Annotated in this window: 17 protein-coding genes and 1 tRNA gene; 5 read left to right on the top strand and 13 right to left on the bottom strand. The window is 57.1% G+C overall.

Features of this window, described 5'->3' with window-relative positions:
* Window positions 1-34: 34 nt before the first annotated feature.
* Window positions 35-1,237, top strand: coding sequence for a cysteine desulfurase (locus LN415_02440; GenBank protein MCJ2555952.1), 1,203 nt, complete (start codon window positions 35-37; stop codon window positions 1,235-1,237).
* A gap of 300 nt (window positions 1,238-1,537) precedes the next feature.
* Here LN415_02440 and LN415_02435 read toward each other — a convergent pair whose 3' ends face one another.
* Together LN415_02435 and LN415_02430 are read right to left on the bottom strand one after the other, a co-directional pair.
* Complete coding sequence (locus LN415_02435; GenBank protein MCJ2555951.1) at window positions 1,538-1,957, bottom strand: hypothetical protein; 420 nt, start codon at window positions 1,955-1,957, stop codon at window positions 1,538-1,540.
* Between the two features lie 57 nt (window positions 1,958-2,014).
* Window positions 2,015-2,476: a carboxypeptidase-like regulatory domain-containing protein gene (locus LN415_02430; protein ID MCJ2555950.1), complete on the bottom strand. Its 462-nt coding sequence runs from the start codon at window positions 2,474-2,476 to the stop codon at window positions 2,015-2,017.
* Between the two features lie 384 nt (window positions 2,477-2,860).
* On the opposite strand from LN415_02430, the gene LN415_02425 reads away from it, so the two are divergent.
* Window positions 2,861-3,598 (top strand): Fic family protein, encoded by a 738-nt coding sequence (locus tag LN415_02425; GenBank protein MCJ2555949.1) that lies wholly within the window; start codon window positions 2,861-2,863, stop codon window positions 3,596-3,598.
* Between the two features lie 26 nt (window positions 3,599-3,624).
* Here the strand turns inward: LN415_02425 and LN415_02420 are convergent.
* Window positions 3,625-3,697 (bottom strand) — tRNA-Thr (locus LN415_02420).
* A gap of 132 nt (window positions 3,698-3,829) precedes the next feature.
* Here LN415_02420 and LN415_02415 point away from each other — a divergent pair.
* Genes LN415_02415 through LN415_02405 form a run of 3 tightly spaced genes read left to right on the top strand, consistent with a single transcriptional unit; the run spans window position 3,830 to window position 6,851 of the window.
* On the top strand, window positions 3,830-5,455 hold the full coding sequence (locus LN415_02415) for a hypothetical protein (GenBank protein MCJ2555948.1): 1,626 nt from the start codon (window positions 3,830-3,832) through the stop codon (window positions 5,453-5,455).
* 40 nt (window positions 5,456-5,495) lie between these two features.
* Window positions 5,496-6,509, top strand: a complete 1,014-nt coding sequence (locus LN415_02410) for an archaeosine biosynthesis radical SAM protein RaSEA (protein ID MCJ2555947.1) — start codon at window positions 5,496-5,498, stop codon at window positions 6,507-6,509.
* A gap of 30 nt (window positions 6,510-6,539) precedes the next feature.
* Complete coding sequence (locus tag LN415_02405; GenBank protein ID MCJ2555946.1) at window positions 6,540-6,851, top strand: DUF5611 family protein; 312 nt, start codon at window positions 6,540-6,542, stop codon at window positions 6,849-6,851.
* A 130-nt stretch (window positions 6,852-6,981) separates the two neighbouring features.
* Here LN415_02405 and rpl12p read toward each other — a convergent pair whose 3' ends face one another.
* From rpl12p to LN415_02355, 10 genes are all read right to left on the bottom strand, one after another.
* Window positions 6,982-7,284, bottom strand: coding sequence for a 50S ribosomal protein P1 (gene rpl12p / locus LN415_02400; protein MCJ2555945.1), 303 nt, complete (start codon window positions 7,282-7,284; stop codon window positions 6,982-6,984).
* Between the two features lie 19 nt (window positions 7,285-7,303).
* The gene (locus LN415_02395; protein MCJ2555944.1) at window positions 7,304-8,287 is read right to left on the bottom strand and encodes a 50S ribosomal protein L10; all 984 of its coding nucleotides are present in this window, start codon (window positions 8,285-8,287) and stop codon (window positions 7,304-7,306) included.
* Window positions 8,288-8,297: 10 nt separating this feature from the next.
* On the bottom strand, window positions 8,298-8,936 hold the full coding sequence (locus LN415_02390) for a 50S ribosomal protein L1 (protein MCJ2555943.1): 639 nt from the start codon (window positions 8,934-8,936) through the stop codon (window positions 8,298-8,300).
* An 86-nt stretch (window positions 8,937-9,022) separates the two neighbouring features.
* On the bottom strand, window positions 9,023-9,508 hold the full coding sequence (locus LN415_02385) for a 50S ribosomal protein L11 (GenBank protein MCJ2555942.1): 486 nt from the start codon (window positions 9,506-9,508) through the stop codon (window positions 9,023-9,025).
* The gene (locus LN415_02380) at window positions 9,508-9,957 is read right to left on the bottom strand and encodes a transcription elongation factor Spt5 (protein ID MCJ2555941.1); all 450 of its coding nucleotides are present in this window, start codon (window positions 9,955-9,957) and stop codon (window positions 9,508-9,510) included. The genes LN415_02385 and LN415_02380 overlap by 1 nt, the downstream gene beginning before the upstream one ends.
* A 482-nt stretch (window positions 9,958-10,439) precedes the next feature.
* Window positions 10,440-10,664, bottom strand: a complete 225-nt coding sequence (locus LN415_02375; GenBank protein ID MCJ2555940.1) for a protein translocase SEC61 complex subunit gamma — start codon at window positions 10,662-10,664, stop codon at window positions 10,440-10,442.
* Between the two features lie 13 nt (window positions 10,665-10,677).
* Window positions 10,678-11,787 (bottom strand): cell division protein FtsZ, encoded by a 1,110-nt coding sequence (gene ftsZ / locus LN415_02370; protein MCJ2555939.1) that lies wholly within the window; start codon window positions 11,785-11,787, stop codon window positions 10,678-10,680.
* Between the two features lie 144 nt (window positions 11,788-11,931).
* Window positions 11,932-13,038 carry a cell division protein FtsZ gene (gene ftsZ / locus LN415_02365; protein ID MCJ2555938.1) on the bottom strand — a complete coding sequence of 369 codons (1,107 nt, stop codon included), beginning with the start codon at window positions 13,036-13,038 and terminating at the stop codon, window positions 11,932-11,934.
* Between the two features lie 114 nt (window positions 13,039-13,152).
* The gene (locus LN415_02360) at window positions 13,153-14,454 is read right to left on the bottom strand and encodes an HD domain-containing protein (protein ID MCJ2555937.1); all 1,302 of its coding nucleotides are present in this window, start codon (window positions 14,452-14,454) and stop codon (window positions 13,153-13,155) included.
* Window positions 14,455-15,141: 687 nt separating this feature from the next.
* Window positions 15,142-20,961, bottom strand: coding sequence for a hypothetical protein (locus LN415_02355; GenBank protein ID MCJ2555936.1), 5,820 nt, complete (start codon window positions 20,959-20,961; stop codon window positions 15,142-15,144).
* Window positions 20,962-20,981: the final 20 nt, after the last annotated feature.

Below are 20,981 nucleotides of genomic sequence, written 5' to 3'. Positions count from 1 at the left end.
AAGGTTTATTTCAGAATCGGCAATCCCACTGTGTATGGACGTTCCCGCCATTAGGAAGGATTTCCCAGTACTCCAGGGTGACGATGCACCGATCTTCTTCGACAGTGCCTGCACGACGCTGAGACCCACTCAGGTCCTCGAGGCGATGAGCGAGTACTACGAGAAGTATCCATCCTGCGGCGGGAGAAGCATACACAAATTCGGAACCCGCGTGACCCTCGAGGTCGACGAGGCCAGGAAGAAGATCCATCGCTTCCTCAACTCGGAGAGGCGAGAGGAGATCGTGTTCGTGAAGAACACGACGGAGGCGATTAACATGGTCGCCTCGTGCCTCAGTTTCGAGCGGGACGATGTCGTGCTGACAACGGACAAGGAACACAACTCCAATCTCGTTCCCTGGCATGAGCTCTCGAGGAAGAAGGGCGTGACGTACCGGGTCGTGAGGTCCAACGAGGACAACACGTTCTCCATGGAGAACCTCAAGGAGATGATGTCAAAGAAGGTGAAGCTCGTCAGCATGGTTCACACATCCAATCTCGATGGGCACACCATTCCGGCGAAGGAGATTGCGGAGATCGTTCACGACTACGGTGGGCTTTTCATGATGGACGGTGCGCAGAGCGCGCCCCACCTGCCGGTCGATGTCCAGGACCTGGATGTGGACTTCTTCGCGTGCTCCATCCACAAGATGTGCGGTCCGAGCGGCATGGGTGTGTTCTACGGGAAGTACGACCTCCTCGAGGAGCTCGACACGTTCATCGTTGGCGGGGATACTGTCTCGGACTCGAGGTATGAGGGTTGCGAGATCCTGAGACCGCCCCACAAGTTCGAGGCGGGGCTCCAGAACTTCAGCGGCATCATAGGAGCCGGCGCGGCGGTGGACTACCTCTCGAACATCGGCCTGGCGGAGATCGAGGAGCATTCACGCATGCTCAACAGAAAGGGTACGAAGTTGCTGGAGAACGTTCCCGGTCTGGATATCCTAGGTCCGGACGTGGAGGGCCGGGGAGCGATTCTGCCTTTCAACATGGAAGGGCTCGATCCCCACGATGTCGCCATGATCCTGGACGAGGTGGCGAACATAATGATCAGGAGCGGGATGCATTGCGTGCACAGCTGGTTCAACGCCCACAACATGAAGGGCTGCTCGAGGGCATCTTTCTACATCTACAACACCGAAGAGGAGGTCGACGTCCTCGGCGAGCGGATCACAAAGATGTCAGAGCAGTTCTCCTAGCCTCCTGATGTGAACCACTTTCTGGCGGGCGTCCTCGAGTCTGATCCTCTCTACCACTACATCGCTGTTCTTGAGCTTGGAGAGAGCAAAACGCAGCGTTCTGGAACCCAATCCAGTCTCTTCGCGAAGCTCCTTGTGAGTCGTTGGGCCATTGTACAATAAAACTCTATAGACTAGCTTGGCCGAGGGAGGCATTCCCTCGAGGGCAAAGACCCGCCCTGTCGTTCCGGACAAGGTTCCTCATAGTTTTCTTCCTCCAGGCCGATTATCGGCGGGGATGCGGATAACTGTTGCGGTGGCTCAGCCAATCGAGAGGTGCGCATATGCGCCGGGACCGCCGCTTCTGACCTCCAAGTGGACCTCCCACGTTCCGCTGGACAGCCTGAGAGGGCCATCGCTGGCGGTCATCCTCAGACCGTAGTCCTCCAATGTGAGATACCGCGTGTCCTCACCGATGAATCTGTACCTTATGGAGGCGCACTGAGGAGAGTCCAGTGGTCCCCCGAATTCGACGAAATCTATGTGACGCAGCACGCCATCACGAAGCCTGATGGTGATGTCCGCTCGACCGCCCCCCGCATCGAGATACAGAACAGAAATGTTCACGAACCTGGTGATTTCGTTGACCAGATCGTCCTCGGTCCTCAAACGGTCATACGTCTCGAACGCGGAAAGGACCATGGGAACGGATATGGCAACGACGACGGCGAACAGAAGCATGTTCGTTGATAGACCGACCGAGCCGCCACCGTTGCTCGCGTTTAGAGGATGCGTGGATCACACCCTTACCACGGGAAAGGTCCTTGTCAATTTGATGTAACCAGATTTCTCCACGAGTATCTCCAGATGGCCTATGGGCGATCCCCCGTTCGGAAGGAACGCATCCGAGACGTCGATACGAGCCTCACCGTCCTCATTTGTGGTCCTGTATTCTGACACTCCACACCCTTGGACGACGACGACAGCTCCCGACAACGGGTTCAGGCCCTGGTCGAACACGATGACCGTTATCCTCCTGGGCGAGACTTCCGCTTCATCCAGATCATACTCCAACGTGTCGATCTGTTCCCCGCCATCGGTGATCTGAACATCCCGAATCGATTTCGGAGGTTCCAAGGATGACATCCATCCAAGGACCATCGCGATCACTATCCCCGTGACGACAACCGCTATGAGCAACTGAAGAGGAAGACCCTCAACAGAGCCGCTAGAACCCATCCTGATATCTTTCGACCTCACTACATCCCTCAGGACGTTGAAACGCCCTTGTGAGTATTCAAGCTTCGTTCAACTACAATTGTGATTGTGCTCGGAAAAGCCACCGGAGAGGCTCGAACTCCCTAGAGTGTTGAGAAACTGGTAACACGGAGTGCACCAAATACGAGGGTTATCTGGTATATGGCATTTCCGACTTGACAGATGAATGCCATATTACTTTAAATACCTAATATGGAATATAGCACCTCTATGCGAGAATCTATATTGCTGGAACTCCGTCAATCCCTCTTGACCCGCAGCCCCTTGCCTTCCCTTCCGGAGTCGGTCTGGAAAAGAACAGGGGCCCTGAACACATGGGGTACGAACGCCATCGAGGGTAATACGTTGACGTGGCGGGACGTCGAGATGGTCCTGTTGGAGCAGCGCAGCGTGGGAAACCGCCCCATCCCAGATGTGCTGGAGACGCTGCATCACGAGACGGCATTTCGAGGTTTGATCCAACGGCTCGATGCCCCGATCCGGTTGCAGTCGGTCTTGGAGCTTCACGAGACCGTCTTTCGTGGTATCCATCCTGACGCCGGCCAGTGGAGACGAGTGAGCGTCCGGATTGCCGGCTCAAGGCATTCCCCACCAAGAGCGGAGAAAGTAGTTACGGCAATGGCTTCGTGGGAGGAGGAGTACGCAGAACGCGACCTGGCAGGCGAATCGACATTCGGGTTGGCGTCGTGGATGCATCATCGTTTCGAGTCGATTCACCCCTTCACCGATGGCAATGGACGTATCGGGAGGCTGCTCCTCAACTTGCACTTTCTCAAACACAGTTGGCCACCAGTACACGTGTTGCCACCAGATAGGGATCGATACATCCACTCCCTTGAATCGGGGCATTCGGAGGATCTCAGTGAGCTGAAGGCTTTTCTCAAGACCGCTATGGCCCGTTCACTTCTGGACTTGCTTGACCAGGTGGGGACGCAAGAAGATGAGCTGAAACCTCTTGGGGCCCTCGAGGCTCGAGGTGACCACTCCACGAAATATCTGGGGCTCCGTGCGAGTCAAGGAGAACTACCCGCTATCAAGACTTCAGGAAAATGGCATTCCAGCGACCGGGCCACGCGTCTCTACGCCCAGTTCGTTGGCCGCTGAGGATCGCGGCTCGGCTCCTCTTGACAAGCCACCGGAGAGACTCGAACTCCCGACCTGCTGATTACAAGTCAGCCGCTCTTCCAACTGAGCTACGGTGGCACAATGCGTCTCAAGCCCAGGCGGCTAATAAAGATTATGGCCTATTGAAAATCACATCACAACAAATATATAAGTCTGCTATTATCGTCGAAGCGTGATATAATGGTGGACTGCCCCAGGTGTGGTGCGTCCTTGCCAGATGACGCTGAGAAATGCGCGATTTGTGGCGGGGATATGAAGGAGATCGCCTGTCCTGAGTGCGAGAGACCACTGTCATATATCGCTGAGCATGAAAGGTACTACTGCTATGAGTGCGAAACCTACGCGCCGAAGGGGATAGAGATGAGCGATGAAGAGAGGAAGTGCCCGGAATGCGCCAAGTACCTGACGTACGTGTCCCAGTACGACAGATGGTACTGCTTCAACTGCCAGTCCTACGCGCCCAAAGAGGAGGTGGAAGAGACGCCAGAAGAAGAGCTGGAAGAGCCCGAGGAAGAGGATAAGCCAGAGCTGACGGAGGAAATCGTGAAGGCCTCAAAGCGCGACGACCTTGTAGCGCTCTGCAGGGCCTACGGGCTGAAGGTCGGCGGGAAGAAGAATGCCCTCCAGGACAGACTCCTTGTCTGCATAGAGGAGCGGGAGGAGGTCCAGCCACCTGAGGAGGAAGCTCCTCCGGAGGAGGTCGAGGAAGAGGTTCCTGAGGAGAAGGAGCTGCCCGAACCGCCCGAAGAGGAGAAGGAGCTGCCCGAACCGCCCGAAGAGGAGAAGCTGCCCGAACCGCCCGAAGAGGAGGCCCCACCTGAAGCTGAGGAAGAGGCAGAGGAGGAACCCGCCGAAGAAGCTCCTGAAGAGGAGATCGTTCCAGAAGAGGCGCACCTCGAAAAGGAGATGGAAGAGATCCTGGTGGAGACGGGCGTGGAGGAAGTCCCAGAGGCCCCTCCCGAGGAGGAAAAGCCGTTTGAGGCCCCGCCGCCTGAGGAGAAGCCACCCGTTGAGGAGAAGGTCGTACCCGCGGTCGCGATGGCTCCGCCCAAGGAGAAGCCAGGGGTCAGGAGATGTTCCACGTGCGGGGAGCCTCTGACGTACATCGCCAAGTACGAGAGGTGGTTCTGCTCGACGTGCAAGAAGTACGCGCCTGAAGCCAAGAAGGCGGAGGCCAAGGTGAAGAAGTGCCCGACGTGCGGGGAGCCTCTGACGTACTACTCACAATACGACAGATGGTACTGCCACACATGCAGGAAGTATGCACCGAAAGAGGTCAAGAGGGCCGCAGTGGCGGTCGAGGAGGGCACATGCCCGAAGTGCCATGGCAAAGCCAGTTACGTGGAGAAGTATGACAGATGGTACTGTCCCACATGCAAGTCATACCTGCCCGTCAAGAAGCCAGCAGTCGTCGTGCGGAAGAAAGCGGCGAAGAAGTGCCCGACGTGCGGGGAAGACCTCACGTACGTCGAGAAGCACGATCGTCACTACTGCTACGTCTGTGCGAAGTACGCTCCGAAGGAGACCCAGGCCAGGGCAGTTCGTCCAGCCGCGGTCGTAGTACCATTGGGGAGATCCGGGAGCGCGAAGGCCGGGATCGCCATGATAGCAACCGGAGCCATGTTCTTCCTGGTTTCCGGACTGCTGACACTGCTCATCGCCGTAGGAGCGATTTCTGAATTCTCGTTCTATGAGAGCGCTGGTCGGATAGTCACGCTGTACGGCATGTCTCTCACGACCGACTTGTTCGACCTGTTCCTGTTCCTCGGCATCGTCTTCGTTCTGTTCGGTGTCGTCGCAGGTCTTGTCGCCACAACGAGCCCCAAGACGAAATAGCCAAGTATTTTTGCCTCCGCAACCTATTCGAGTGGGTACAATGACCCTGGAGGACATCATCAAGCGGCTCAGGAAGCCGGGCAAAAGGGATCCCGAGAGGTTCATCTCGACATGGACCGAGCAGGAGGTCCTGGACGGCGAGACTATAGAGTGCCATGTGATCATTCTCCGGACAAAGGGCTGCTATTGGTCCAGAACGAGCGGGTGTTCCATGTGCGGATACATTGACGACTGCGCCGAGGACGTCCCTTCAGAGGGCATACTCACGCAGTTCGGGGAAGCCATGAAGCGCCATGGTGGACAGAGGTTCCTGAAGATATATACATCAGGGAGCTTCCTTGATGGTGACGAGATCGGGATCGATGCGGTTCAGAGAATGCTCACCGATGCGCTCGCCCGTGCCGATAGGGTGCTCATCGAGAGCAGGCCGGAATTCGTCTCCAGGGAGCGTCTTGAGGAGCTGCCCGAGCCAAACAGGATCGAGATAGCCATGGGCCTTGAGTCGGCGAGTGATGAAGTCCTCCAGAACTCGATCAACAAGAAGATGGACTTCGAGGATTTCAGGAATGCGTGCGAGCTCTGCCGGGATCTTGGGATAGGGGTGCGTGCCTACGTTCTGGTAAAACCCCCGTTCCTCACAGAGAAGGAGGCGGTGATGGATGCCGCGGCGGCAGCGCGATCGGCGTCCGGTCTCGCGGACGTCGTCTCCCTCAACCCTGTCAATGTCCAGAGGAACACGCTCGTGGAATACCTCTGGAACAGGGGCGAATATCGACCTCCTTGGCTGTGGACGGTCCTGGACGTCGTCGAGCGGAGCAGGGACACTGACTCGCGCGTCGTCGTTTCAACGGCGGGAGCCGGCAGCAGGAGAGGCGCCCACAACTGCGGCGGGTGTGATTCGGCGATCATCGATTTCCTCCGCGAGTTCTCGTTGGACGGCTCGGCGAGTCCACCAGATCCGAGATGCGGCTGCCGGGAGCAATGGCTCGATCTCCTGGACGCGCAAGGGCCTATGCAGTGCTCGGCTGACCCTCGCTCCTTCTTCGACAGATAGCTTTTTTGGCGGGATTCCTCTTACCCTCTCATGCGCCATTATCCCATCAAGAGGGGAAACGAAGAGAACCTGCAGCCGGACAACCTCCGCGCAATCGTGACGGAGAGCTTCGGCGACTGCTCAGAGGAGGAGGGAAGATTCACCGCGTCCTTCGGTGCACTGAAGCACATCTCCGCCTGGATCGACGGAAAAGACCTGATTCTCGACACGGAAATGGATGCGTCCGTTCCGGATGACGTTGCGTTGGAGACCATAAAAAGATTCAACGACTTCCTTCTCAGGGCTACTGGCTACACGGCCAAGGAAAGAAAGAAGAGGGCGGAGAAGGAGTCCAAGAAGTAGTGGCACATCAGCACTCAAGATCTTCGTCATCGCCCTCGGGCTCAGACGGCCTTTCTCATCACGATTCCTGAGCGTGGATCAACGCGCCTGGCCCCGCCGGAACTGCAGCTTGGGGCTGGAGGGAGCCAGGCTATCCGAACAACGCTCCCAGACCGGCGGCCGCCTCTTCTTCGCTGACTTCTTCCTTCTTCTCCTTCTTTTCCTTCTTCTCCTCTTCCTCGGGCGCTGCGGCCACAGGTGCAGCAGCGGCGGGGATGGAGAACGCGGTTGACATTGCCTCTTCGATGTCGACGCCCTCGAGCGACGCGGTCAGAGCTTTCACCCTTGTGGGGTCCGGCTTGACGCCTGCCGCCTTGAGGACCTTTTCGACGTTGTCTTCCGATATCTCCTTTCCTGCCGAGTGGAGGAGCATTGCCGAGTAGACATATTCCATTAGTTCACCTCCGTGATTCTCATTCAGATTGCGCTCCGGGATCCGACGCGGGCTCTTCCTCGGAGACTTCCTTTTCTTCCTTCTTCTCGTCCGGCTTCTCTTCTGGTTCACGCTTCTTCCCTGGCGTGAGCTTCTCCGTGAGCTCATCGTCGAGAGCGTCAGGGATCTGCGAAGATAGACTGAGCATCTGCCCATGAGCCTTCTGCAATAGAAGCTCTGCCGTCTTCTTCGTCAGGATTCCAGATGCCATGGCCACGTTCAGCGCTCTCTGCTCCGCCTGCACTATGAGGGGCTCGACGGTCCGATCCGTGACGTAGTGTATGAACATCGCCAGGTTCATCGTCGCGACAATTGCGTCGGACAGGCGTGACATGAACTCGACGTCATCGATTCTGAGGTCCTCTGGCGAGAATATCAGGCCGTTCTCATAGACTCCCGTCAGGTTCAGTCCCACGATGATGGGATAGATCTCGAGGCGGGTGAGGACCTGAGCCACTTGTTTGGGTATCTTCTCCCCTTCCTTCACGAGGACCGTGTCCTTCTTTATGACCACCTTGCCTCTCTCGATCGAGGCGGGCAGTCCTGCTCTCTGGAGCTCGCTCATGATCGGTCCTGGCTTGAAGGGCGTGTCACCCTCTTTGACGAGAATGTCCTCGGGACTTATCTCTCCGCCCCTGGCGGGCGCCTTCGTCTTCGTGGACTCCATCTCCTTGAAGAGCTTGAAGGGATTGAGGTCCGTCAGCACGAATGCCACTTGCCCGTTCAAGCTGTCCACGAGCTGCTCGATGCCCTCTCTGCTATCCGAGAGTCTCGTCAGTGAGTGCCGGATCAGGCTCTTCTTGGAGACCATTATCCTGACCCTCCCTCTCAATTTCTGGCGAATGTGCTGGAGCTGAGGAGCGGGGATGCCCCTGACGTCCGCGATCGCAACTACAGGGCTCTCCGTGACCGCTGTGGTGAGTTCCTCGACTTTCCGGATCTTCCACTCAGATACTTCCACCATAGCCATCACCTCACATAATCTTGACAGCAGGTCCCATCGTCGTCTTCACATAAGCCGATTCGATGTTGTCCCTCCCCCTATCGAGGCGTGAGACCAGCCGCTTGATGATCTCTTCCAGATTGTCGGCGAGGTCCTCGGGCGACATGCTCTTCGTCCCCACCGGGGCATGGAACGTTCTCCTGTCCTTCGTTCTGATCCTCACAGTCCGCTTCATGTTCTCGATCATCGGCTTGGGGTCTGCGCCTGGCGGTACGGGCTTGGGCATCTTCCCCCTTGTTGCCAGTATCATCCCAAGGCGCTTGCCTATCGTGGGCATGAGCGGGGCCTCCGCGAGGAAGAAATCAATCTTCCCTGCAATCTTTCGCGCCCTCCTCTTGTCATCCGCCAGGTCCTCGATGTCCTCGGGCCCGAATATCATGTCCGCGGAGCCTTTCGCCTTGACGGCGAGCTCCCCCGTGGCGAAAATCGCTATCCTGACCTGCCTCCCCCTGCCCTTTGGAAGGAGGATCTCCTCCTCTATCCGGTTCTTGGGCACGGAGAGATCCACGTCCTTGAGATTGACCGCGATTTCAACGCTCTCATCAAAATTCCTCTGCTTGGAAGTTTCGATTGCCTTCCTTATTGCCTCAACCGTTCCCTTCTCGACCAAACAGAGACCTCCCGTAGTGTCAGCGGCTTTCGCCTCCTACAGTGGGAGGCTGAGTATCCAGTGCTCCGATATAAGTCTTTGGATTCTCAATCGCCCACGAGCACTCCGTCGAAGACGCCGTCCTTGATCTCCTTCTGCATGTTCTTGGGGTCCTTCCCTTCCACGGTCACGCCTACGGAGACGCACGATCCGATGATCTCGAGCACTCTCTCCTTCTCCTTCTTGCCGAGCATCGACGACTTCTTCATGCCGGCGACCTTCTTGACCTGCTCGATCGTCAGGTTGCCGACTTTTGTCCGAGTCGGGTCTCCGGATCCCTTCTCCACTCCCAGCTCCTTGAGGATCAATGCTGAGGTCGGGGGCGTTCCCACTTCCACTTCGAAGTCCTTCGTGGACGCATCGACTGTGAGCGTAACGGGGACCTTCATCCCCTCGAACTGCTTCGTCTTCTCGTTTATGGCGTTGATGACCTCCATGATGTTGACCCCCATCGGACCAAGAGCCGGTCCAAGAGGCGGTCCAGCAGAAGCCTTTCCTCCATCAACGAGAACCTTGAGAACCTCGGCCAATATCACTCCTCCCTCTCTTCCTTCTGGATGACCCGCACACTGTCTCCCCTCACCGTGACCGGTATTGGAACGACGGCTTCGAAGAGTTCGACCGTGATCTCTTCCTTACCCTCATCGATCTGTTGGACCCTGGCCTTCTCGCCCTTGAACGGTCCCGCGATGAGCTCGACGATGTCGCCTTCGACAATCCCGGACACGAGCGGTTTGGGCTCCAGGAAATGATCGATCTCGCCGAAGGACGTGTCCCCTTTCACAATGCCCCGGGCCCTTCGGATGCCCTTCACGATCTCCTCGAGCCTGTCGGGGTTCATCGTCTCAACGAGCACGTAGCCCCTGAGGGTCGTCGGCGATAGGACGGAGAACACACCGGTCTTCGGGGACTTCGCCCTCGCCGCGATGGAGTCCGCGACGCTCTTCTCATGGCCTATGGAAGTCTTGACGGCCATCACCATCTGCCTGACGGTAGTGGATATCGTTTTCATGTCGGAAAGAGCCGGATCTCCTCTTGATGTGGCAATGACCACCACGTTCAGACGGTCACCGTATTTCGGTCCCCTCGGGGCGACCACGTTCAACGTGAACTCCTTCTTCTCATGCGAGCCCGTCTCGATCTCCCTTTCGGTCAGCTCGGTCAGCGTGATATCCCACAAGCTCCTGAAGAGTCCCTCAATCTTGACGGTCCACTCAGAGTGCTCTCCTTCCTCCTCCTCGGCATACATGAGATCGAGCTTGATCTGAACGGTGTCCTCGGCGTCCCCGAGGTTCTCCAGCGTCATCTCGAAGTCGTTGGACGAGCCCGACGTGACCACCCGAGTGGTCTCCTCGCACGTGAGTGCGATTCCGTACCGCTCGGGACGTTCCTCGGGTTCCTCCTCTTCCTCTTCTTCTTCCCCTTCCTCTTCTTCAAAAACTCCCACTGGATCAATCTCCCTAGCTATGCAAACATCTTTGGAAGCTCTACCATGATGAGGAATATGAGAAAGCCCACCGCACCAATCAGGAGTATGCCGAGACCCGTGATTTGAAGAACCCTGATGTACTCGTCCGTCGTTGGTTTTCGAGCCATCCTCAGGATCCTGCCGTACTTCCCCCTGCCGATCCTCTTGGCCTTCTCCTCAATCTTCCTCTGTAAGTCCCATGACTTGTCAACGATGTCCATTGGTCGCACCGAACTACTTGATTAAGTCAATACCGCCTACTTCAGCTTTTCGGACCTCTTCTCGGCCCAGAATCTGTCTGGACTTCACGCCCGTCAGAATCACCATGACCCGCATGAGGTGCTCCAGGGACGGTTCCACCGCGGCTCCCCAGATGATTCGCGCGTTCCGGCTGATCCTGCTCTGAACTATCTCGGCGACCTTTTCCGCTTCGCTGACGGTCATGCTTGTACCGCCGGTGACGTTGACCAGCGCGCCCGAGGCATCGCTTATGTCGACATCGATCAGAGGAGAGTTTATTGCTTCCTCGACAGCTTCCTCGGCCCGGTTATCGGAGTCGCCCTCACCGAGGCCGATCATCGCCACGCCACCGCCCTTCATAATCGTCCTTATGTCGTTGAAATCCAGATTGACCAGGCCGGGTTTCGTGATGACCTCGGTGATTCCCTTGATCGACCGCATCAGAACCTCGTCGGCCACCTTGAAGGCAGCGTTGAGCGCCAGTCTCGGGACCAGCTCGATAAGCTTGTCGTTCGGGATCACTATCACCGTGTCAGCGTAGTTCCTCAGCTTCTCGAGCCCGTACTCCGCGTTCTCCATTCTGACCGTGCCTTCTGCCCTGAACGGAAGAGTGCAGATCGCGATCGTGAGCGCCCCGACCTCCTTGGCCAGGCTCGCAATGTAGGGTGTTGCGCCCGTGCCCGTGCCGCCTCCGAGACCACACGTGACGAAGACCATGTCCGCCCCTTGGAGCAGACCTCGCAGCTCCTCCTCGCTCTCGCGGGCGGCTTCCTCGCCTATCTGCGGCAGCGCTCCGGCCCCCAGACCTCTCGTGGACCTCTTGCCCAGGAGCAACTTGTGGGGCGACCGGATGGTCAGCAGGTGCTGCGCATCGGTGTTCGCCGCGTACAGCTCCGCGCCCAGAACGCCGGCATCCACGAGCCTGTCTATCGTGTTGGACCCTCCACCGCCCACACCTATGATCCTGATGTTCGTCTTCAGTTCCGCTAGAATCCTCTCGAGCTCTTCATCATCGGCGCTGAACCCGCCGAGTTCAGTGGGCGCTTCCCGAGCAATAGTCTCTTCACCCGCTCGAGATAGAACTTCTTCTACTACAGATTTCATCTCGAATCCTCCAAATCAATCCATGGATACAAATGGGTTGAAGGTTTTCGTTCACGTAAACCACACTTGGCTATAAAAGGTTTCGGTAGGATGGCCGGCGGTCGCCGGATGTCTGGCTATGACGATTTTCTCGCGTTGGAGGGGCTACTTCACGACGTCCATGTCCATCTTCTTGCCGATGGGTGAGGTCGTCTTTCCGAGTATCTGTTTGGACCTCACTCCGGTGACGATGAGCATCACTTTCAACGTGTGCTCGAGTGTCGGATCGACGCTGGCGCCCCATATGATGCGCGCGTTGGGGTTCACCCTGTCCTGTATCTCCTCGACCACCTTCTCGGCCTCGGACACGGTCATGTCGTTGCCTCCCGTGACGTTGACGAGAACGCCTCTCGCATCGCTCACATCTACGTCGAGCAGCGGAGACTCGATCGCTTCGGTGAGGGCTTCGACCGCCCGGTCCTCGCCGACCGCATCGGACTCACCGAGCCCGATCATCGCGACTCCCGCGCCCTGCATTATCGTTCTGATGTCGTTGAAGTCGAGGTTCACGAGACCCGGTTTGGTGATGACCTCCGCAAGGCCCTTTATCGCCCGCACAAGCACCTCGTCGGCGAATCGGAACGCGGCGTTGAGAGAGAGCCGCGGAACAAGGTCCAGGAGCCTGTCGTTCGGTATCGAGACGACTGTATCGGCATTCTGCCTGAGCTTCTCGAGGCCCCACTCGGCGTTCTCCATCCTCAGCTGTCCCTCGCCCTTGAAGGGAAGCGTAACGAATGCCACGGTCAGAGCTCCCGCGTCCTTGGCGAGCTTGGATATCACATGGCTCCCGCCGGTACCCGTCCCGCCGCCCAGACCGCACGTCACGAAGACGATGTCGGAACCGTGCAGGAACTTCTTGATGTCCTCCTCGTTCTCGCGCGCCGCTTCCTCTCCGATCTGTGGCAGGGCGCCCGCTCCCAGACCCTTGGTCACCCTTCTTCCGAGGAGTATCTTCTTGGGCGAGGGGGTCGCCAGGAGGTGCTGAGCGTCGGTGTTCGCCGAGAACAGCTCCGCACCGGCTATGCCTTCCTCCATCATCCGGGCGATGGTGTTGCAGCCGCTGCCCCCGCACCCGAATATCCTCACCTTGGTCTTCATCTCGGCGAGAAGCGATTCGAGTTCCGTGTCGGCGCTCATATCCTCATTAACCGCTGGCGCGGTGCTCACAGGCTTGTCGTCTCTTGAAAGTGCTTCCTCTAGTAGGGTCTTCATTCTCAGACCTCCAGTATTTGTGAGGAATCCCATCCCACAAATCGGAGGATAATGCTGTTACGGATATTTAGAGATATTGGACTGCATCGGACGGTGCTTCTAGCGGTTCCTGGATCAACCGAAAATGACCTTGGGCGCTGCCTTCCCGACCGCTTCCCTTGCTTTCGGATCGCACGAGACGAGAAGGACCCAGTCCGAGACCTCTCTCCTCTGCAGGGTCTTGCTCAGACCGCTCATGCGCCTGAGAGGTCTCACCTTCTTCCCGTCCAGTATCTTGACGTCGAGCTGGTTCATCCTCGGCTCGGTGACGAGGAGCTCCGGGCGGGGCATGTCCAGTATCACTTCCCCGCGCTTGGCGTTGGCTCGGTCCGCGATGGAGTCCTCGACCGCCCGTCTCCTCCTCAGGTCCGTGAGCTCCGAGAGCGTCCCCCGCCTGTCGCCGCTGAGCTCCTTCTCCTCCAAGATGTAGGCCTTCTTGAAGAGCTTCCTGTACTTGATCCTCATCGCCATGTCCCGCTGCAGTCCGCCTTGCGAGACCAGCCAGGACATCAGCTCCGAGTCCACCATCCTCTGAATCCTCTCGTAGTCCGGCTCGGCGGCCCGCTCGACCGCCCGGGCGAGCATAAGCTCCGCGACGCGGACCGTCTTGTGGAAGTAGACCGATGAGTACATCAGTGCGCGAGCGACGAACATGCCCTCCACCGAGCTCATCCCCTTCTTGTCCGTGACTATGTCGTTGTCGAATATCTGGACCGTCTGTATGAGGCGGTCGACGTCTATCACTCCGTGCGCGACTCCGGTGTAGTGGGAGTCCCGCAGGAGGTAGTCGATCTGGTCGACGTCGATGGCCCCGTGGATCATCTGCGAGAGGTACTTCCTTGCCTCCGACGGCTTCTGCCCGCCAAAGTCCGAGAGCTTGGAGAAGCCCAGCTCCCGTGAACCCATCACGATGTCGGAGACCAGCTTCGGATCGAGCCCGTGCTTCTCGAGGACCTCTGGAACGGATGGGACGTCGTCGAACTGCTCCTTCTCCGGTCCGGCGATCATCTCCTCCTCTCCGCGTATCACCTTCTTCGCGAGCAGCATGTGGTCCAGCCCGCTCAGCTCGGAGATGTAGTACTCCAGCATGTGCGAGAACGGTCCGTGGCCGATGTCGTGCAGGAGCGCGGCGGCCGAGACGGAGAGCCTCTCCTCCTCGGGGAGGTTGAGTATCGCGCTCATCCTCTGCGCCAGATGGCAGCACCCCAGCGAGTGCTCGATCCTGGTGTGGTTGGCACCCGGGAAGACCAGGTATGTTAGCCCGAGCTGCCTGATGCCGTTAAGTCTCTGAATCTCCAGCGTCTCCATGAGGTCCAGGAACGGTCTTTCGAACCTCATGCTCCCGAAGATCGTGTCCTGTATGATCTTGAAATCCATCGGTGAGCCATCCGCACGGGGATATTAATCACTTTTCGATGGGCATATGCGTTCGTCTGAGCCTGTTGGATTCGCTCTTGGCGCTGGCGCCAAGCGGGCTAGGAGTAGGACAAGAGTCGGGTGGTATTTGCGCTTTCGCGGGAAGAGAGCAAGAACGGAGAAGAAACGGAGTGGGTACGGAGTGGTTACGGAGGGGAAACGGAGTGGGTCTATAGAACACTAGGAGAACACTTACAGGAAGATAGGAGCGAGCTTACAGAGAGTTAGGAGAGAGTTAGGAGAAAAACGACGGAAACGCTTAAGAGCACTCTGTCAAGGCCTCCTAAGCAGAGTTGAAGCGGAGTGGGTGTGGAGGGGAAGTGGAGGAGAAGCGGAGGATCACTAGTGAGACATAGGAGAAACAGTGGAGAAGCACTGGAGGTCATCCCGCGAGGGCGAAGGAGCACCTGACCACCGAAGGAAGCTCCCGCACAAACCTTTTTACCGTCGCACGCGAATGTGATAGCGCTCCAGTGAGAAGGTTGCAGTGATCAATGATCTGCAATGCAAGCTGGGGCGGACATCGCGATGGTTCCCCATGACGTCCACGTAATGTGGTTCAGTGATTGGAGGACAACCCCGGTGTCCAACAAACCCTCGGCAAGGGTCAGGGCGAGGAGAGTGCAACGCAGCCCATGATTCGCGCTGTTACTGCCGAGGGACAACCTCGGCGTCTTCTTGTGCTGTGTCCTTCTTCGACTGGTCGCCTCTCTTCCTTCGGATCGCAAAGAGAACGAGAATGAGGACTGGAATGAGCGGAATAGCGATTTCCGAGAACTCCGGGATGACGTAGCAGGTGATGTCCTCGTAGTCAGTCTGGCTTCCGATGTCGGATCTGAGTGTCCAATTGCCGCCGCTGTCGATGGACAGGTAGACCTGGCCAGTGTCTTCGATGACGTAGATGTAGTCGTATCTCGTGTCAATGCAGATGCCGTTGTAGATATCGGTCCCGATATCTCCCATCTGTGAGAAGGTGTCCCCGTAGTCCATCGAGCGGTAAACCTCCCCGGAACCCTCGAGGACATAGACATATCCGTTCGAATCGATTGCGATGTCCTTAACGTCGTTACCAGCGCTTGCATCTCCTCGGGTCGTCCATGTGTCTCCACCGTCAGAGGAGTACGCTACATCTCCATCCGTCTCTACAACGTATAGGTCATCGTTCGAGTAGTTTGCTTCAATGCCGATCGAACTGGCTCCCGCGTCCCCTTTTGTGGCGAAGGTTGCGCCGCCATCGGTCGAGAGGTATATGTCCCCGTCAGTCTGAAGCAGGTAGATGTAGTCGTTGGAATCTATCGTAAAATCAATGCCTGCAGGAGCTCCAGCGAAAGCGTCTCCTCGATAGACCCAGTTCTGGCCCATGTCTGTGGACCTGTAGACGGAGCCGTTGTTCACAAATGCATAGAGGTCGCTGTTGCTTCGGTTGATGCAGATGGCGACGAAATCAGCCGTTGCATCGCCCTTGTAGCTGAAGGACTTCCCACCGTCCGTGGATTCATAGACCTCACCCGTTACCTCCAGGACGAAGACGTCTGAGTCCCGGATAATTGCGTTTGTGGAGGAAATCGCGCTGAAAGAACCCACAGTATCAGGGCTCTGGACCGTGATGTCGCTTGCACCGTTTATCTTCGCCCCAACTGTCACTCCAGTCGTTGCCGAAGCTGAGATGTTGTACATGACCAGGAGATCTTTGTCTATTCCGGCGCTGATACTGATGGATAGGCTTGAGAACGTGTAGACGCCGCTCGAGAATGCCCCAGTGGCTATGTACGTGTCCGTTCCCGAATCGTAGTCACCATCGCCGTTCACATCTTCGTACAGAATGGCCGCATCGATGTCCCCGCTCTGTGTACTGGTTCCCGTCTTCGTTACATCGATCTGGGTTACGGTGACTGAGCCGTAGTCGGTCGACAGTGTCAGATTCAGCATCTCCGCGAAGTCCTCGCCTTGGAAAACGACAGAGAGTGCGACGTCTCCACCATAGACATCCAGCTCATTGGCGTTTATCGTTGAATTGGTGGATTGGATGGGGGAGAATGCCCCCACAGTGTCAGAACCCGAGAGGGTTATGTTAGCTGCCCCGTCGATTCTGGCCCCAACGGTGACTCCAGTGTTCGCAGATGATGAGACATTGTACATCACGAGGAGTCTCTCTGGTGTGCCGGCCGCGATATCAAAGGAGAGTCCAGAGAACGTGTAGTTGCCATTGGAGTATGTTCCTGAACCCAGGCACACGTCAGTACCCGCGTCGTAGTCTCCATCGTCATTGACATCGTGCCAGAGTGTTGCCTCAGAAATGTCAGCTTCGGTCGTGCTCGTACCAGTTCTGTTCACGTTCACTGATGTGAGGGTTGCGGTGCCGTAGTCTGCTGTGAGGGTAAGGTTGAGCATGACGACTGCTGTCTGCCCCTGCTCAACGGTGGCCGGAGCCTTGTCGGTCCCCTGGACTGTTACCGTGGAGGTCACTATCATTGAATTCGTGGACTGGATCGGAGAGAACGAAGCCACGGTGTCGGGGCTCTGCACTGTGATGTTGTTTGAACCGTTGATTCTCGCTCCAACGGTGACTCCCGTGTTGGCAGTTGAAGATACGTTGTACATGACCAGAATGGACTCGTTCGTTCCCGCATTGACAGCGAAGGAGAGGCTCGAGAAGGTGTAGAAGCCGCTCGAGTAGCTTCCGACGGCTAGACATACGTCAGTTCCAACATCATAAGCCCCATTGTTGTCGACGTCATGCCACAGCGTTGCGTTGGTGATGTCGGACTCCGTTGTGCTGGTCCCGGTTCGATTCACTTCAATCTGGGTGAGCGTGATCGAGCCGTACGTTGTCGATAGGTTCAGGCTCAGCATCACGACCTCTGTCTGACCCTTGCCCACGCTTGCCGGGGCTTTGTCCGTCCCAGAAACCGAGAGCTGATTCCCCTGTATCGTCGAGTTGGTTGAGTTGATCTCGGAAAAGGCGGCAACACTATCAGGACTTGTGACCGTGACGTTGGACTCGCCGTCGACCTGGGCGCCCACGGTCACTCCTGTGTTCGCGGAAGACGAGACGTTGTAGATCACGAGGAGATACTTCGGACTGTTGACTTGAACGTGTATTGACAAGCTGGAGAACGTGTAGTTCCCACTGGCATAAGTTCCCGTTTTGATGAAGGTGTCCGTGCCGCTGTCATACTCTCCGTCCTCGTCCACGTCCAGCCAGAGCGTGGCCGCTGCGATATCGGTCTCTGTCGAGCTTGTCCCAGTTCTGTTCACATCGATTTCGGTGACCTCGATCCAGCCATAGTTGGCCGATAGAGTGAGGTTGAGCATTACGACGAGTGTTTGGCCCTGTTGCACGTTTGCTGGTGCCTGGTCCTCACCAGTGACGGTCAAACTGGCAACATAGTTCACATGTCCTCTCGTTCGCTGATTCACGTCCGGACCGCCGTTGTTGTCCCAATCGCTCGCGGCATTCGTATCGGAACTGGTCTTGCCCCTTCCCGCCGAATCGGTGCCGCTTGGTGCCGTCAAGGTTCCTGTCCATGAGTTCTCTGAGGCTGGATCAGACGGACAACTCTGGATGTCGCTTCCGCTACCATACTGCATGTAGTCGATTCCCATGTCGTTGCCGCCGAACTTGAGCAGAACGTCTTCTCCGGTGTTGTTGAATTCGGTCGTGCCGATGTAGAGCGTCCCATTGCCATCCGAGAAGTCTGTGTCATCTGTTCCTGAACCTGCCATGAGGATGAGGTAGACATCATTCGGAACAACGAGTGAAGAAGTCATCGTCCACGTGAATCCATCTTGGTCGGAAAGAACGGTTCCATTGATCTCGATGGAGTCTCCACCATTATAGAGCTCGACCCATTCACTCGTGGTGTTGGGGGAAACCTCATTGATGACCAGCCTGGGTCTGGTGTAGAAGAGATCGCCCCAGTCGTTCGGCGTGTCCTCACGGCTGTTCGTCTCCCCGGAGCCAGTTGCGTCGGGCCAATAGTAGTAGACGCTACCCGTGTCGTTGGAGACGTGTATACAGAATCCTGCAATATGGCCATCCGAAGGCGTGCTCGTGTTGAACACGTATTCGAGAGGTATTCGGAACTCATAGGTGACGTACGTATCTGTGTCATCTACCGAGGCGTTCCAGGAGGAGCTCGGCGTCCACGCATCGTCCCATCCACTTCCGGACCCTGCACTGTCCCTCTTCTCGCTCGTGCCAGGGTTCTTCACGAAGAACTTGTAGTCGTCGGTCTGCGGATCAGTGCCGCCATCGTGGTTTGTGTCGAAAGCGATCTCTGCGTAGTCCTGGTTTGATCCGCTCCCAGTTCCCTCGGAAAGCACCTCTATCGCCACGAACAGGTCAGTGCTGTTGTAGACCACGTACGTCTTGATGTACGAGCCGTATGTGTCCGTCTTCGCGGTACTCGTCCAGTCGTTCTCATTGGTCTCGTTGATTTCTCCATCTATCGTGATGTCGATTGTCCCGCCGTCAGGTGCGACAAGCCCGTAGCCTCCATTAGCGTCAGCGAAATGTCTCGTTCGGGATTCAGGAATGCTTCGGGTCGTGATGTTCGACAGTGCATCATCAGAGTAGTCCTCCCCCGCCTGGCTCCAGGCCGAAGTGTGGAAGTAGGCACCGAAGCCGTCCCCAGGGCCAAGTCCAATTGACGTCAGGAGAACCTGAACTTCCAGCTGGGAGTAGTCTGTGCCTGCATCGGCATTCCCAAGTGAGCTCCATATCCACTGGCCTGGACTCGTGCCGGCGTGTTCGAAGAGCTCGCTGCTGATGATGTGGCCGTTCTTGCCCCTCACCTGGACCATGTACTCGGCACTGACCGGGCCGATACCGTATCCAGTTCCGGAAGTCCCATTCGTGTCGATGAAGATCAGTGAGGTGTCCTCGCCTAGGATTATTGGATCCACTTGCTGACCTATGAATATGCTGACCGTCACATTTGCGTACGCTGCCAGGTAGTCTGCAGGTATCGTCGTCTGCAGCCATTCGTCTAATCCTAAGGGATAGTCAGTATCCCCGTCCCCGTCATAGTCGTATCCCGTCTGAACGTCGGGCACACCGTCGTTATCGAAGTCAAACGGTCGCGTGCCATCACCGTTCGGTCCGTCAACAGTGTCCGGAACGGAGTCCCGGTCGCTGTCGATTATGACCGGTCCACCTCCGGTTGGGATGGTCGGGGTATCGTATGGGACGGATGTCCCGCCGAATATCTCCTCATCGACCTTCAGGTAGAACGACGCGCTCGTGTTGTCGTTCGCGGCATCGTAGCTTCTGATGTCGATGCTCTGTATCGAGCTGGTCTCGGGCTCGTCATTGGAATCCAGAGACATGCCGAGCCAGTCCGCGAAGCCTCCATCAATGACGATGTCGGAAGGGATCATCTCGATATAGCCCACGTCCAGAGTCGCTGCCACTCTCTCGACCGTGACCACTCCGCTCGTCAGGGTCACAGCACCGGTATGAGGGATGCTGGCACCCATTGTGTTTCCGCTGCTCGTGGATGCGATATCCGCAACCACGTGATACCTCTCCATCTCCTGCGACTGGATTGTGATCGGAGCATCGAAGATCACCGTCGGTCCCATCCATATCCTCTGGGACACCGGCGTCCCGCCCAGATCGACGAGCTTCACCGCACTAACGTCCGCATACTCTGCAGTCCCGGTTATCGCCACCTCGATGCTTAGAACCTCGATGTCAGTGTCAACGGCGAAAAGGTCCACCTCGAGGAGGACCTGGTTCACGCCTGTCAGGACATCATTCTGGATACCGCTTCTCTGCCGCACAAGGAGTATGCCCTCGCTGTTGCTGCTGATGAAGTCCGCGAGATCTTCGTGGTCGTTCCAGCTCTTCGCATGGAAGAGAACGTCTATCGTCGTCGGCTCAGTCGCTATTGTCGGCCAATACACCTGGGTCTCGAGGTTCTGCCCGCTGATCTCGGAATGCACGTTCACCTCGGACAGCCAGCTGTTCCAGTCCTCCTGGCCTCTGTTCGTGTCGAACCTCATCAACCTGGAAGTGGCGACCTCGCCGTTGGTGCCATACACTTCGATTATGAAATCTGCGCCTATCCCCCTGATCTGGTAACCCGTACCGTAGCTCCTGTCGACGTCGATGAAGATGTGAACCGTGTCCGCCCTGCGAGTGGTAGGCTCGCCCTGCAGGACGCTTCCGCTCACTCTCAGGTAGAACGATACATACTCCACGTTGTTCTCGACCGCCGTCTCGATGATGTCGATGTTGGGATTGATCATGAAGTCTCCAGAGCTCTGCATCCTCGAGGCATCTGTCCAATCACTGAACTGACCGTCGATCCTGATGCTGCCCATTGTCGCGACCTCCTCTCCGACAGGACCGAATAGCGAGGACATCAGCAGCGCCACAGCAATCAGCGGTATGAGAAGCACCTTCCAGCGACTGAACTTCGCTTCAGATGAGAACCTCAAACCGCCCAGACCGTTCGTCAATCCCAGCCCGTTTGTGACCC

It is taken from the genome of Candidatus Thermoplasmatota archaeon (assembly GCA_022848865.1).
Classification (GTDB): Archaea; Thermoplasmatota; Thermoplasmata; order RBG-16-68-12; family JAGMCJ01; genus JAGMCJ01.
The sequence above is the reverse complement of the archived record's forward strand: the minus strand, read 5'-3'. Positions and strand labels throughout refer to the sequence as shown.

What these genes read in the sequence shown, in the direction of transcription:
- LN415_02425 (MCJ2555949.1), top strand. Translation starts at nt 2,861, where the DNA reads ATGGTCCTGTTGGAGCAGCGCAGCGTGGGAAACCGCCCCATCCCAGAT.
- LN415_02375 (MCJ2555940.1), bottom strand. Translation starts at nt 10,664, where the DNA reads ATGGACATCGTTGACAAGTCATGGGACTTACAGAGGAAGATTGAGGAG.
- LN415_02395 (MCJ2555944.1), bottom strand. Translation starts at nt 8,287, where the DNA reads ATGGTGGAAGTATCTGAGTGGAAGATCCGGAAAGTCGAGGAACTCACC.
- rpl12p (MCJ2555945.1), bottom strand. Translation starts at nt 7,284, where the DNA reads ATGGAATATGTCTACTCGGCAATGCTCCTCCACTCGGCAGGAAAGGAG.
- LN415_02405 (MCJ2555946.1), top strand. Translation starts at nt 6,540, where the DNA reads ATGCGCCATTATCCCATCAAGAGGGGAAACGAAGAGAACCTGCAGCCG.
- LN415_02435 (MCJ2555951.1), bottom strand. Translation starts at nt 1,957, where the DNA reads ATGCTTCTGTTCGCCGTCGTCGTTGCCATATCCGTTCCCATGGTCCTT.
- LN415_02410 (MCJ2555947.1), top strand. Translation starts at nt 5,496, where the DNA reads ATGACCCTGGAGGACATCATCAAGCGGCTCAGGAAGCCGGGCAAAAGG.
- LN415_02440 (MCJ2555952.1), top strand. Translation starts at nt 35, where the DNA reads ATGGACGTTCCCGCCATTAGGAAGGATTTCCCAGTACTCCAGGGTGAC.
- LN415_02380 (MCJ2555941.1), bottom strand. Translation starts at nt 9,957, where the DNA reads ATGGTGATGGCCGTCAAGACTTCCATAGGCCATGAGAAGAGCGTCGCG.
- ftsZ (MCJ2555938.1), bottom strand. Translation starts at nt 13,038, where the DNA reads ATGAAGACCCTACTAGAGGAAGCACTTTCAAGAGACGACAAGCCTGTG.
- LN415_02360 (MCJ2555937.1), bottom strand. Translation starts at nt 14,454, where the DNA reads ATGGATTTCAAGATCATACAGGACACGATCTTCGGGAGCATGAGGTTC.
- ftsZ (MCJ2555939.1), bottom strand. Translation starts at nt 11,787, where the DNA reads ATGAAATCTGTAGTAGAAGAAGTTCTATCTCGAGCGGGTGAAGAGACT.